Annotated in this window: 11 protein-coding genes and 3 tRNA genes; 1 reads left to right on the top strand and 13 read right to left on the bottom strand. The window is 57.5% G+C overall.

From position 1 onward, the window contains the following. Positions 1-11: 11 nt before the first annotated feature. From lon to Q8K09_RS09190, 7 genes are all read right to left on the bottom strand, one after another. A complete protein-coding gene (gene lon, locus Q8K09_RS09220) occupies positions 12-2,408 on the bottom strand; it encodes an endopeptidase La (RefSeq protein ID WP_305254672.1) in 2,397 nt (798 codons plus the stop codon). A gap of 152 nt (positions 2,409-2,560) precedes the next feature. Then, positions 2,561-3,841 (bottom strand): ATP-dependent Clp protease ATP-binding subunit ClpX, encoded by a 1,281-nt coding sequence (gene clpX, locus Q8K09_RS09215; protein WP_305254671.1) that lies wholly within the window; start codon positions 3,839-3,841, stop codon positions 2,561-2,563. A gap of 109 nt (positions 3,842-3,950) precedes the next feature. Continuing rightward, positions 3,951-4,592 (bottom strand): ATP-dependent Clp endopeptidase proteolytic subunit ClpP, encoded by a 642-nt coding sequence (gene clpP, locus Q8K09_RS09210; protein WP_238041199.1) that lies wholly within the window; start codon positions 4,590-4,592, stop codon positions 3,951-3,953. Positions 4,593-4,684: 92 nt separating this feature from the next. Further along, the gene (tig, locus tag Q8K09_RS09205) at positions 4,685-5,995 is read right to left on the bottom strand and encodes a trigger factor (protein WP_305254670.1); all 1,311 of its coding nucleotides are present in this window, start codon (positions 5,993-5,995) and stop codon (positions 4,685-4,687) included. Between the two features lie 127 nt (positions 5,996-6,122). After that, a tRNA-Leu gene (locus tag Q8K09_RS09200) sits at positions 6,123-6,207 on the bottom strand. A 56-nt stretch (positions 6,208-6,263) separates the two neighbouring features. Continuing rightward, positions 6,264-6,339: transfer RNA gene (locus tag Q8K09_RS09195), tRNA-His, on the bottom strand. Between the two features lie 33 nt (positions 6,340-6,372). Then, positions 6,373-6,449: transfer RNA gene (locus Q8K09_RS09190), tRNA-Arg, on the bottom strand. Between the two features lie 270 nt (positions 6,450-6,719). Here Q8K09_RS09190 and folD point away from each other — a divergent pair. Continuing rightward, the gene (gene folD / locus Q8K09_RS09185) at positions 6,720-7,574 is read left to right on the top strand and encodes a bifunctional methylenetetrahydrofolate dehydrogenase/methenyltetrahydrofolate cyclohydrolase FolD (protein WP_305254669.1); all 855 of its coding nucleotides are present in this window, start codon (positions 6,720-6,722) and stop codon (positions 7,572-7,574) included. Positions 7,575-7,710: 136 nt separating this feature from the next. On the opposite strand, the gene Q8K09_RS09180 is transcribed toward folD, so the two are convergent. From Q8K09_RS09180 to Q8K09_RS09155, 6 genes are all read right to left on the bottom strand, one after another. Continuing rightward, a complete protein-coding gene (locus tag Q8K09_RS09180) occupies positions 7,711-9,453 on the bottom strand; it encodes an ABC transporter substrate-binding protein (RefSeq protein WP_305254668.1) in 1,743 nt (580 codons plus the stop codon). 93 nt (positions 9,454-9,546) lie between these two features. After that, positions 9,547-9,819: a DUF2160 domain-containing protein gene (locus Q8K09_RS09175; protein WP_305254667.1), complete on the bottom strand. Its 273-nt coding sequence runs from the start codon at positions 9,817-9,819 to the stop codon at positions 9,547-9,549. Between the two features lie 12 nt (positions 9,820-9,831). Then, positions 9,832-10,632: a carbohydrate ABC transporter permease gene (locus Q8K09_RS09170; RefSeq protein ID WP_305254666.1), complete on the bottom strand. Its 801-nt coding sequence runs from the start codon at positions 10,630-10,632 to the stop codon at positions 9,832-9,834. Between the two features lie 10 nt (positions 10,633-10,642). Beyond that, a complete protein-coding gene (locus Q8K09_RS09165) occupies positions 10,643-11,509 on the bottom strand; it encodes a carbohydrate ABC transporter permease (protein ID WP_305254665.1) in 867 nt (288 codons plus the stop codon). Continuing rightward, positions 11,506-12,618, bottom strand: coding sequence for an ABC transporter ATP-binding protein (locus tag Q8K09_RS09160; RefSeq protein WP_305254664.1), 1,113 nt, complete (start codon positions 12,616-12,618; stop codon positions 11,506-11,508). The genes Q8K09_RS09165 and Q8K09_RS09160 overlap by 4 nt, the downstream gene beginning before the upstream one ends. Then, positions 12,618-13,706 carry an ABC transporter ATP-binding protein gene (locus tag Q8K09_RS09155; RefSeq protein WP_305254663.1) on the bottom strand — a complete coding sequence of 363 codons (1,089 nt, stop codon included), beginning with the start codon at positions 13,704-13,706 and terminating at the stop codon, positions 12,618-12,620. Before Q8K09_RS09155 ends, Q8K09_RS09160 begins: the two co-directional genes overlap by 1 nt. Between the last annotated feature and the right edge of the window lie 217 nt (positions 13,707-13,923).

Raw genomic sequence — 13,923 nt, 5'->3', positions numbered from 1 at the left:
AAGCCTCACAGCTAATGCGTGCTAATTCGCTCCTTCGAATCAGTCTCGTGCTTGTCATCCTTTGCTATTAGCTCCGGAGCCGCATCAGGCAAGGGCTCAGGGGCGTATTGCAGCGCAATTTGCAGGACTTCGTCAATCCATTTAACCGGTTTAATCTGCAGGTCTTGCTTAATGTTCTCCGGGATCTCTTTCAAATCGCGCACATTCTCTTCTGGAATGATCACGGTTTTGATTCCGCCGCGATGGGCGGCCAGCAGTTTCTCTTTCAAGCCACCGATGGCCAACACTTGACCGCGAAGGGTAATTTCTCCGGTCATAGCCACATCCGCGCGCACCGGGATTTGAGTTAAGGCCGAGACCAAGGCCGTGCACATGCCTACGCCTGCGCTCGGGCCATCTTTCGGGGTTGCCCCCTCAGGCATATGGATATGGATGTCGCGCTTCTCATAGAAGTCCAGAGGGACTCCCAGGCTCTTTGCGCGACTGCGTACAACCGTCTGCGCTGCTGTAATGGATTCAAGCATCACGTCACCCAGCGAGCCCGTCTTGATCAACTGACCTTTGCCAGGCACCACGGCGGCTTCGATGGTGAGTAGCTCACCACCTACCTGAGTCCAAGCCAGTCCTGTGACTTGACCAATCTGGTCTTGCTGTTCTGCCAAGCCGTAACGATGCTTGTGCACACCAAGGAAGTGCTCCAGCAAATCCGCCGTTACCAATACCTCGAAACGTTTTTCTAGACTGTGCTCCTTGACTGCCTTGCGGCAGACCTTGGCAATCTGACGCTCCAGGCTGCGCACACCGGCTTCACGGGTGTAGTAGCGAATGATGTCGCGAATGGCTTCTCGCTCGAATGCAAGCTCACCCTTTTTCAGCCCATTAGCCTCAATCTGCTTGGGCGCCAGGTACTTGACGGCAATATTGATCTTTTCGTCTTCCGTGTAGCCGGGGAGACGAATTACCTCCATGCGATCAAGCAACGCTGCCGGGATATTCATCGAGTTGGCAGTGCACAGAAACATTACATCCGAAAGATCGTAATCGACCTCCAGATAATGGTCATTGAAATTATGATTCTGCTCTGGATCGAGCACCTCAAGCAGCGCGGAAGCAGGATCGCCACGCATGTCCTGCCCCATCTTGTCGATTTCATCGAGCAGGAACAGCGGATTGCGCACGCCTACCTTGGTCATTTTCTGGATCAGACGACCCGGCATAGAACCAATGTAAGTACGACGATGACCACGAATTTCGGCTTCATCGCGCACGCCGCCAAGTGCCATGCGTACGAACTTGCGATTGGTGGCATGAGCGATGGACTCTGCCAGCGAAGTCTTGCCCACGCCCGGCGGCCCGACCAGGCACAGTACCGGCCCCTTGATCTTCTTCACTCGCTTCTGCACAGCGAGGTACTCGAGGATACGATCCTTGACCTCATCGAGCCCATAGTGATCCGCATCCAGAATGGCTTCGGCGCGTGCCAGATCCAGGCGCACCTTGCTCCGCGCGGTCCATGGCACATTCACCAGCCAGTCGATATAGGAACGCACCACCGTGGCTTCTGCCGTCATCGGCGACATCTGCTTGAGCTTGTTGAGCTCGGTTTGGGCCTTGGCATAGGCCTCTTTGCTCAACCCACCGTTCTCGATGCGTTTCTTCAACTCATCGAGTTCATTGTGACCTTCCTCGCTGTCGCCGAGCTCTTTCTGAATGGCCTTCATCTGCTCATTCAGGTAGTACTCGCGCTGGCTGCGCTCCATCTGCTTCTTGACCCGGCCACGGATGCGCTTTTCGACCTGCAACAGATCGATCTCAGCATCCAGCAGTGCGAGCACATGCTCAACCCGCGCCGACAGATCAGTGATCTCAAGGATTTCCTGTTTCTGCTCGATCTTCAGCGTCATATGCGCTGCCATCGTGTCGACCAAGCGACTCGGCTCATCGATGCTGTTGAGCGAGGAAAGTACTTCTGGCGGAACCTTTTTGCCTAGCTGCACGTACTGCTCGAATTGGCTGAGCAGGGTACGGACAAATACTTCGGACTCACGCCCAGGCGCATCGACTTCGTCGATCAGCTGCACTTCAGCGCGGCAGTGACCATCCACCTCAATAAACCGTTCGACCTCACCGCGCTGCTCGCCCTCGACCAACACCTTTACGGTGCCATCGGGTAGCTTCAGCAATTGCAATACCGTGGCGACGGTACCAATGCGGTACAGCCCGTCTTCACCCGGATCATCGTCGGCAGGATTTTTCTGGGCGATTAGCAGAATCTGCTTCTCACCGGTCATCGCGGCCTCAAGGGCTTCGATGGATTTCTCTCGGCCAACAAATAGCGGAATGACCATGTGCGGGTAGACCACGACATCGCGCAGCGGAAGGAGTGGCAATTCGATGGTTGTCTTCATGATTTCTGGCTCTACAGCGGCCTGTCAGGCCTTAGATAGATGGGATAACCCTTAACCCTAAGATGGGGGCAGCCCCAGCAAAAAACAAGCGTTTCGACAGCAAAAGCAAAGGGGCCCGCAGGCCCCTTGCTTTCAACATGTAACAGGCAGACCTAAGCGTCAGGTGCAGCCTTTGCAGCAGGTTCGTTGTTCTCGTAAATCAACAAGGGCTTGGACGTACCGTCCACCACGCTCTCGTCGATAACAACCTTGCTGACTTCCGACTGCGAGGGAATTTCGAACATGGTATCAAGCAGAATCCCCTCAAGGATCGAGCGCAAACCACGAGCGCCTGTCTTCCGTTCCAAAGCCTTGCGTGCAACAGACCGCAGTGCATCGGGACGGAACTCCAGGTCGACACCTTCCATCTCGAAAAGCTTGGCGTATTGCTTGGTCAGCGCATTTTTCGGCTCAGTCAGAATCTGCATGAGCGCAGCTTCGTCCAGCTCGTCGAGGGTGGCGATAACCGGCAGCCGGCCAACGAACTCCGGAATCAAGCCAAACTTGACCAAATCATCCGGCTCAACGGCGCGCAGAGACTCGCCGATTTTCTTACCCAGATCCTTGCTGCGCACCTCGGCATTGAAACCGATACCACCCTTGGTGGAGCGACCCTGGATGACTTTTTCCAAACCGGAAAAAGCACCACCACAAATAAACAGAATATTGCGCGTATCGACCTGCAAGAACTCCTGCTGAGGATGCTTGCGGCCCCCTTGCGGAGGAACCGAGGCAACAGTGCCCTCGATCAGCTTCAACAGGGCTTGCTGCACACCTTCGCCCGATACATCGCGGGTAATAGAAGGATTGTCAGACTTGCGCGAAATCTTGTCGATTTCGTCGATATAGACAATGCCCATCTGGGCCTTCTCCACATCGTAATCGCACTTCTGCAGCAGCTTCTGGATGATGTTCTCGACGTCCTCACCTACATAACCGGCTTCGGTCAGCGTGGTAGCGTCAGCGATAGTGAACGGAACATTGAGTAAGCGCGCCAGGGTTTCTGCCAGCAGGGTTTTACCCGAACCGGTGGGACCAATCAGCAGGATATTACTCTTGCCAAGCTCGACATCGTCCTTCTTTTCGCGCTGATTAAGACGCTTGTAGTGGTTGTATACCGCCACCGCCAGGACTTTCTTAGCCCGCTCCTGACCAATCACATACTGATCGAGGATGGTGCTGATTTCCTTTGGCGCAGGCAGCTTGTGTGCGCTGCTTTCGGCCTGGGCTTCCTGCACCTCCTCGCGGATGATGTCGTTGCACAGGTCGACGCACTCGTCGCAGATAAAGACCGAGGGGCCGGCAATCAATTTGCGTACTTCATGCTGGCTTTTGCCGCAGAAGGAGCAATAAAGCAGCTTGCCGTTGTCCTCGCCATTGCGGGTGTCAGTCATTCGATCAATCCAATACGATAGGCTTGAAAAACAAGATGGAGGCAAATGCGAGCATTTTCAAGCCCGCAATGCGACCGACTGCATGTCGGCCGCGCGCGATCAGCAATAATTAGCTGGAAGCCAGGCGTTTATCGAGAACCTTGTCGATAAGGCCATAGGCAACTGCCGTTTCACCGCTCATGAAATTGTCGCGATCAGTATCGCGGGCAATTACATCCAGCGGCTGACCGGTATGACTGGCCAGCACATTGTTCAGGCGATCACGAATAGTCAGAATTTCACGGGCATGGATCTCGATATCCGAGGCCTGCCCCTGAAAACCACCTAATGGCTGATGGATCATCATCCGCGAATGCGGCAGGCAGAAACGCTTGCCCGCAGCGCCCGCCGTCAACAGCAAGGCACCCATACTGCACGCTTGACCGATGCAGATAGTCGACACATCTGGCCGAATGAACTGCATGGTGTCGTAGATCGACATGCCGGCGGTTACTGAACCCCCAGGCGAGTTGATGTACAGATGAATATCCTTGTCCGGGTTCTCCGCCTCAAGGAACAACAGCTGCGCAGCTACCAGGTTGGCCATGTAGTCTTCGACTGGACCAATCAGGAAGATCACGCGCTCCTTAAGCAGGCGCGAATAGATATCATAAGCACGCTCACCGCGGGCTGTCTGTTCGATGACCATGGGCACCAAGCCGCCAGCGGCTTGAATGTCTGGCATTTGTTGCATAAAAGGATTGCGGGACATTTCTTGCACTCGCTCCCTAAACAGTCATGTATCAAATACGCATAAGCCAGCACGGTGGCTGGCTTATGGTGTGCTCGAACGAGGTAAAGAAATCAGTCGGCTTGCGGAGCTTCTACCGGCTTGACAGCTTCTTCGTAAGAGACCGATTTATCGGTCACGTTAGCCTTCTGCAAAACAGTATCTACAACTTGCTCTTCCAGCACAACCGAACGGACTTCGTTCATTTGCTGGTCGTTTTTGTAGTACCAGGCTACAACCTGCTCAGGCTCTTGGTAAGCCGAAGCCATTTCCTGAATCATTTCACGCACGCGGGTGTCGTCAGGCTTGAGTTCGAACTGCTTGACCACCTCTGCAACGATCAGACCCAGCACCACGCGACGCTTGGCTTGTTCTTCGAACAGCTCCGCCGGCAGTTGCTCGGGCTTGATGTTACCGCCGAACTGTTGCACGGCTTGCACGCGCAGACGGTTGACTTCGTTGCCGATCAAGGACTTTGGCACTTCGATCGGATTGGCAGCCAGCAAGCCGTCCATCACCTGATTCTTCACCTTGGACTTGATAGCCTGACGCAGCTCGCGCTCCATATTCTTGCGAACTTCAGCGCGGAAGCCTTCCAAGCCACCTTCATTGACGCCGAACTGAGCGAAAAACTCGTCATTCAGCGCAGGCAATTGAGGGGCGGAAATGCTGTTCACGGTGACGGTGAACTCAGCAGTTTTACCTGCCAGGTCCAAGTTCTGGTAATCCTCCGGGAAGACCGGATTGATGACCTTCACGTCACCCGCTTTGGCGCCAACCAGGGCGTCTTCAAAGCCAGGAATCATACGACCGGAGCCGAGGACCAGCTGGGAGCCAGTGGCAGAGCCGCCAGCGAAGGCTTCGCCGTCGATTGTGCCGACGAAATCGATATTCAGCTGGTCGCCATTTTCGGCCGCGCGCTCAACTGCTTCGAAGCGGGTGTTCTGCTTGCGCAGAATTTCCAGCATATTGTCGAGGTCGGCATCAGCTACGTCAGCCTGAAAGCGCTCAATGGCAATCGTCTCTAGACCGGCCACTTGAAATTCTGGGAAGACTTCGAAAGTTGCGACGTATTCCAGGTCCTTGCCCTTCTCGAAGGTTTTCGGCTCAACGGCCGGAGAACCTGCCGGATTGAGCTTCTGCTCAACTACGGCTTCGTAGAAGGTAGCCTGAATCAGATCGCCCAAGGCTTCCTGGCGAGCGGCGTCTTCGTAGCGCTGGCGAATGACGCTCATCGGTACTTTGCCAGGACGGAAGCCAGCAACTTTAGCCTTGCGGGCAGTCTGCTGCAGACGCTTGTTGACTTCAGTCTCGATGCGCTCGACGGGGACGCCGACGGTCATGCGACGCTCAAGAGCAGAGGTGCTTTCAACAGAAACTTGCATGGGTAATCCTCGTTGCACAGACATAGGCCGGCCGTTTACCGGCCCCGAATCAAGGGCATGCATTCTAGAGGGTCAATTTGCAGAAGTCACCCTAGATGCTAGCGGCAAACGGGAGGGAGCTAAAAGATGGTGCGGACGGAGAGACTCGAACTCTCACACCTTGCGGCGCTGGAACCTAAATCCAGTGTGTCTACCAATTCCACCACGTCCGCGTGGTAAGGCTTTCAAACAAAAGCGCCAGGCTTTGGACCTGGCGCCTTTCTTAATATGGGGTGGACGATGGGGATCGAACCCACGACAACAGGAGTCACAATCCTGCGCTCTACCAACTGAGCTACGCCCACCATATTGCTTTTACTTGTGCCAAAGCTGCCAAATGGCGCGCCCGGCAGGACTCGAACCTGCGACCATCCGCTTAGAAGGCGGATGCTCTATCCAGCTGAGCTACGGGCACCTATCCATCTGCATAAGCAGATTTAAAGCTTTCGGCTTCAGCAGAGGCCTTACGACTTCTGCGTTTTCCGTCTTACCCAGCGACTGGCTGTGCTCGACAAGCGGGGCGAATGTTATAGAGGTGCCGCCAGCACGTCAACAGGGAAAGCTAAAAAAATTGAGTTATATAAAGGAGTTACGCGAAAACCCTCGAGTGCGCCTTTGCCCCGGGGTTCCGCCATGCGAGAATGCGCCTTCTTTTTCACCCCTTTGTAATGGTTAACCAAGCGCAATGACCGCACAACTGATCGACGGTAAAGCGATCGCCGCCAGCCTCCGCCAGCAGATCGCCAAACGGGTCGCCGAACGGCGCCAGCAAGGCCTGCGCGCCCCCGGCCTCGCGGTGATTCTGGTCGGCAGCGACCCTGCCTCTCAGGTCTACGTCTCGCACAAGCGCAAAGACTGCGAAGAAGTCGGCTTCGTTTCCCAAGCCTATGACCTCAGCGCCAGCACCAGCCAAGGCGAGCTTCTGGCACTGATCGAGCGACTGAACGATGACCCGAGCATTGATGGCATTCTTGTGCAGTTGCCGCTGCCGGAAAACCTGGATGCTTCTTTATTACTGGAGCACATCCGTCCGGACAAAGATGTCGACGGCTTCCACCCCTACAATATAGGCCGCCTGGCTCAGCGCATGCCGCTGCTGCGCCCCTGCACACCTAAAGGCATCATGACTCTGCTGCACAGCACTGGCGTGGATCTTTATGGCCTGCATGCCGTGGTAGTTGGTGCCTCGAACATCGTCGGCCGCCCTATGGCTATGGAGTTACTGCTGGCGGGCTGCACCGTCACCATCACTCATCGCTTCACCAAGGACCTGGCCAACCATGTGGCGCAGGCCGACATTGTGGTGGTGGCTGCAGGTAAACCAGGACTGGTCAAAGGCGAGTGGGTCAAGCCAGGCGCCATCGTCATTGATGTCGGGATCAACCGCCAGGCGGACGGCAAACTGATTGGCGACGTCGAGTATGACGCCGCCCTGCCCCGTGCCGGCTGGATCACTCCGGTACCTGGCGGCGTCGGCCCCATGACCCGCGCTTGCCTGCTGGAAAATACCCTGCATGCGGCGGAACACCTGCATCAATAAAAGCGACCACAAGACAAAACGGCACCCGAGGGTGCCGTTTTTTATGCCTATGCGCCGTTAGTTATCGAGCGCACCGTGGGGCGCTCGACATACCCATCAACCCGGCAACACAGCTTCTCGTCACCGATCGATCACCTCAATTGCGCGCCTGCTCCCAGGATTTCAATAGCTCCTCGTAATTGATGGTTTCGCCTTTCGGCTTCTCGTTAGCCAGTTTCGGCTTAGGCGCTCCAGGCTGATCTAGCCAGTATTGCGGATCACGCGCCTCATTTAGCTTAGGCCCACAATCGCCCTGCACGCCCGAACGCTCCAAGCGACCCATCATGGTGTCCTGTGCGGCCGCCAGACCATCAAGCGCTTGCTGTGGAGTCTTGTCGCCACTGGCTGCCTCGGCGATGAATTGCCACCAAAGCTGCGCCAGGCGTGGGTAGTCCGGTACGTTGGTGCCTGTAGGAGTCCACTGCTCCCGGGCAGGACTGCGGTAGAACTCCACCAGGCCGCCGAGATTTGGCGCGGCGTCGGTCATGGCTTGAGAATTGATGTCCGACTCGCGAATCGGCGTTAATCCCACCAGGGTCTTCTTCAGCGACACGGTCTTGGAGGTGACGAACTGGGCGTAGAGCCAGGCCGCCAGGCGCTGCTTATCGGGGGTGGACTTGAGGAAGGTCCAGGAACCCGCATCCTGATAGCCCAGCTTCATGCCTTCTTCCCAATACGGGCCTTTGGGCGACGGCGCCATACGCCATTTAGGCGTGCCGTCTTCGTTGACTACCGGCAGACCGGGCTTGGTCATGTCGGCGGTAAAGGCGGTGTACCAGAATATTTGCTGGGCGATACTGCCCTGAGCTGGCACCGGGCCGGCCTCGGAGAACGTCATGCCCTGCGCTTCCGGCGGCGCGAACTGGCGCATCCAGTCGACGTATTTGGTGGTCGCATAGACCGCTGCCGGGCCGTTGGTATCGCCGCCACGGGAAACGCTTGAACCCACTGGACGGCAGCCATCGACGCGAATGCCCCACTCGTCCACCGGCAAACCGTTGGGCAGACCCTTGTCGCCGCCACCGGCCATGGAGAACCAGGCATCGGTGAAGCGCCACCCCAGGGACGGGTCCTTCTTGCCGTAATCCATATGGCCGAAAATACGTTTGCCATCGATTTCCTTGACCTTTTCCGAGAAGAACTCGGCGATGTCTTCATAGGCAGACCAGTTGACCGGCACGCCCAGCTCGTAACCATAGAGCTCCTTGAATTTGGCCTTAAGCTCCGGGCGCTCGAACCAGTCGGCGCGAAACCAGTAGAGGTTAGCGAACTGCTGGTCAGGCAGCTGATAGAGCTTGCCGTCCGGCCCAGTGGTAAAGGAAAGACCGATAAAGTCCGGTAGATCGAGGGTTGGCGAGGTGAAGTCCTTGCCGTCGCCGGCGATCATGTCGCTGATCGCCACGGCCTTGCCGTAGCGAAAGTGGGTGCCGATCAGATCGGAGTCATTGATGTAGCCGTCGTAGATGTTCTTGTCGGACTGCATCTGGGTTTGCAGCTTCTCGACCACATCGCCTTCCTGCATCAGGTCGTGCTTGAGCTTGATCCCGGTGATTTCGCTAAAGGCTTTTGCCAGCACCTTGGACTCGTACTCGTGGGTGGCGATGGTTTCCGAGGCGACGTTGATTTCCATGCCGCGGAAGGGTTCGGCCGCCTTGATAAACCACTGCAACTCGGCGAGCTGTTGCTCGGGGGTCAAGGTTGAGGGGGCGAATTCGGCGCTTACCCATTTCTTCGCGGCGTCTTCATAGGCATCGGCCCAGGCAGCGCCACTCAGCCCGGACAGGGCCAACAAGGCGGCCAGTGCCGTGCTATGTCGGGTCTTGTTGTTATTGTTGAACATAGACATCTCCTTTGATGATTTAAATGGGTATCGGTGTTCGGCAGACCACGCGACACCCTTGCTGCAACAACCGTTAAAAGCCGTGCGCATCGCTCAACCCCAGCGCATTACTGCAACCAGCCACAGCACGGATACCAGAGAGGCGGTCCAGCTGTGCCAATCAGTCACACCCACCACCAGTAGGTGCAGGTAGGCGCTACCGAGCAGGCCGATAAACAGCCGATCACCACGGGTGGTGGTGATCGGCAAAAATCCCCGGCGTTCGGCGCAGGGCGAGCGCAGCTCCCATACCGTCATGCTCACCAGCACCAGGGCAATGACGCCGAAAAACAGCGCCGTGGGCAGGGTCCAAGCCATCCAGTCCATTGTCTTACCTCCTCAGACGCGACCGAGGGCAAAGCCCTTGGCCACATGATTGCGAACGAACCAGATCACCAGCATGCCCGGCAGGATAGTCAGCACCCCTGCAGCGGCCAGCACTCCCCAGTCGATACCCGAGGCCGACACGGTACGGGTCATCACCGCCGCGATGGGTTTGGCGTTGACCGAGGTCAGGGTGCGCGCCAGCAGCAACTCGACCCACGAGAACATAAAGCAGAAGAAGGCGGTGACGCCGATGCCGGAGCCGATCAGCGGGATAAAAATCTTCACGAAGAACTTCGGAAAACTGTAGCCGTCGATGTAGGCCGTCTCGTCGATTTCCTTCGGCACCCCGGACATAAAGCCTTCCAGGATCCACACCGCCAGCGGCACGCTGAACAGGCAATGGGCCAGGGCCACGGCAATATGGGTGTCGAACAGACCGATTGAGGAGTAAAGCTGAAAAAACGGCAGCAGGAACACAGCTGGCGGTGCCATGCGGTTGGTCAGCAGCCAGAAGAACAAGTGCTTATCGCCCAGAAAGCGGTAACGCGAGAACGCATAGGCCGCCGGCAGAGCTACTGCCAGGGAGATGATGGTGTTCAGGCACACGTAGTACAGCGAGTTGAGGTAGCCCGTATACCAACTGGGATCGGTGAAGATCACCCGGTAATTGGCCAGGGTAAAATCCCGTGGCCAGAACGTCAGGCCGCCAAGAATCTCGGTGTTGCTCTTGAACGACATGTTCAGCAGCCAGTAGATCGGTACCAGCAGGAACAGCAGGTACAGTCCTAGCACTATCTGTTTACGCAGTGTCATGACCAACTCCTCAGCGCTGTTTGTCGGCATGGGTCATGGCGGTATAGAACAGCCAGGACACCAGCAGAATGATCAGGAAGTACACCAGCGAGAAGGCTGCGGCCGGGCCCAGGTCGAACTGCCCGATGGCCATCTGCGTCAGGGTCTGACTGAGGAAGGTGGTGGCATTGCCCGGCCCGCCGCCAGTGAGTACGAAGGGCTCGGTGTAGATCATGAAACTGTCCATAAAGCGCAGTAACACGGCGATCAGCAGCACGCTTTTCAGCTTGGGCAGCTGGATATGCCGGAACACCGCCCAAGCCGAGGCGCGATCGATTCGTGCGGCCTGGTAGTACACATCGGGAATCGCCCGCAGCCCCGAATAACACAGCAGCGCCACCAGCGAGGTCCAGTGCCAGACATCCATCACCAGTACCGTGACCCAGGCATCACGGGTATTGGACGCATAGTTGTAGTCGATCCCCAGCTCGTTCAGGCCCCAACCCAGCAGGCCGATGTCGGCGCGACCGAATATCTGCCAAATGGTCCCCACCACGTTCCAGGGAATCAGCAGCGGAATGGCCATGACGATCAGAATCAGCGAGGCCCAGCGACCCTTGGTCGGCATGGTCAGGGCGATGGCTATCCCCAGGGGTATCTCGATCAGCAGCACGCAACCGGAGAAGATGAACTGGCGCAGCAGTGAGTCGTGCAACCGCGTGTCCTGCAGCACCTGCTTGTACCACTCGAAGCCGACGAAGGTACGGGTCGACTGGTCGAAGATGTCCTGCACTGAATAGTTGACCACCGTCATCATCGGCACGATGGCGCTGAAGGCCACCAGCAAAAACACCGGCAGTACCAGCCACCAGGCCTTGTTGTTGTAGACCTTGTTCATGCCACCACCTCCGGCTGGACGCTTTCGACCAGGTACTCATCGGCATAAAGCATCAGCCACTGCGCTGGAAAGCTGATATGCGCCTGTTTTTGCGGTACCGCATGGTCCTCCTGCAAGCGCACCTTGATGATCTGCTGACCCAGGCTCAGGGTGAGAATCTTGTAGGTGCCCAGGTCCTCAAGGTGGCTCACCTCGCAGCACAGTGCGTCTTCGTTGGGGGCATCCCAGACATGCACAAACTCCGGACGGATGCCGACCTTCAGGGACTTACCTGTCAGAGCAGCGAGCCGACGGTTCAGGCCATCGCTCAGGGGCAGCACGGTGTCGCCGAAGCGCACGCCGCCGGGGCAGGCCTGCACCTCGATCAGGTTCATGCCGGGACTGCCGATGAAATAGCCGACAAAGGTGTGGCTGGGTCGCTCGAACAACTCGCGTGGGGTGCCGAACTGGACGATCTGGCCGCCGTACATCACCGCAATCTTGTCGGCGAAGGTGGAGGCCTCCAACTGATCGTGGGTGACATAGACCATGGTGATATTGAACTGCTCGTGAATCTGTTTGAGCTTGCGCCGCAGCTTCCACTTGAGGTGTGGATCGATAACCGTCAGCGGCTCGTCGAAGAGGATCGCCGACACGTCATCGCGCACCAGGCCGCGGCCCATGGAAACCTTCTGTTTCTCGTCGGCGGTCAGGTTGCTGGCCCGTCTGTGCAGCAACGGATGCAACTCCAGCACCTCGGCGATCTCGTGCACCTTGCTGAGGATCTTGGCCTCGGTCATACCCTGATTGCGCAGCGGAAAGGCCAGGTTGTCGAACACCGACATGGTGTCGTAGACCACCGGAAACTGGAACACCTGGGCGATATTGCGCAGCTGCGGTGACAAGTCGTTGACCTCGCGCTGATCGAACAGCACCTGGCCTTCGGAAGGTTTGAGCAGGCCGGAGATGATATTGAGCAGGGTCGACTTTCCGCAGCCCGAGGGGCCTAGCAGAGCATAGGCCCCGCCCTGCTCCCAGACATGGGTCATGGCCCGGATCGCATAATCCTCAGGGCCCTTTGGCGTGGCGCTATAGCTGTGCGCCAGGTTCTGCAGACGGATCTCGGCCATTAGGCGCTCCTCGCCAGACGCCTGCTGGGCGCCTGGGCCAGCCGGCCTTGGGCGTCAAAGACGAACAGCTTGTGGGTCGGGATATAGATCAGGATGGAGGCGTCGACGTCGTACTCGTGCACCCCTGGCAGATGCAACACCAGCACAAAATGCTCATTGCGCACATGTAGAAACGTTTCCGAGCCGCTGATTTCCGCCAGCTCCACTGTCACGGCCAGCTCCAGGTCATCGTCGTTGGACGGCACTAAACCGATATGACTGGGGCGCACACCGAAACGGTAAGCGCCCTCGCCCAGCACGCGCAGGTCCTGGTTGAGCGGAAAGTGCACAACGTCCTCGAAACTCACCTCGGTGTCACTGATCCGCCCGTCCATCAGGTTGATCGCCGGCTCGGAAAACAGTTCGGCTGCCAGCATCTGCTCTGGACGGTGGTAGACCTCGGCCGTCTTGCCGCTCTGAATCACCCGACCTTCGTGGAGAATGGTGGTGGTGCCGCCCAGTGCCAGTGCCTCGTTAGGCTCGGTGGTAGCGTAAATGGCAATGGTATGGCGGGTTTTGAACAGCTCGCGCATTTCCTGGCGCAGCTCTTCGCGCAGCTTGTAGTCCAGGTTCACCAAAGGTTCGTCGAACAGCATCAGTGGTGCCTGTTTTGCCAGCGCACGCGCCAGCGCCACGCGCTGCTGCTGCCCGCCCGAGAGCTCGGCCGGCAGGCGGTCCAGGAACATGTCGATGTGCAGGCGGGCAGCAATGTCGCGCACCTTTCGGTCCACATCGCGGTCCCCCCGCAGGCGCATGGGCGAGGCGATGTTCTGCGCCACCGTCATCGACGGGTAGTTGACGAACTGCTGGTAGACCATGGCCACGTTGCGCTGTCGCACCGACATGCGCGTCACGTCCGCACCGTCCACCAGCACACGGCCGGTGGTGGCCACGTCCAGGCCCGCCATCACGCGCATCAGGCTGGTCTTGCCGGCCTGCGTGGCGCCCAGCAACACAGTGACTGCGCCGCTCACCAGGCTCAGGCTTTGGGGATAAAGGTGCACGGCGGGCCCAACGGTCTTGCCCACCTGCTCCAGAGACAACTGCATTCGACTCCCAGCGTGAAAAACCGCACACCCATGATCGGATGGCATTTCGTTTGCTGGATTTTATTGTTCGTTTATGTTCGTTTTTATTCGGTATTTACCCTGATCGAGGCCAAAAAGAATTCCGTTATGTTCGGGTAGCCCCGTTTTCCGCTACCTCCGATGAACCTCAACCCCCGCCACACCGAACTGCTCGACGAAGTGCGCGCCCACGGCCCGC

The organism is Pseudomonas sp. (assembly GCF_030683065.1).
Lineage (GTDB): Bacteria > Pseudomonadota > Gammaproteobacteria > Pseudomonadales > Pseudomonadaceae > Aquipseudomonas.
This window is presented reverse-complemented; position numbering and strand designations above follow the sequence as displayed.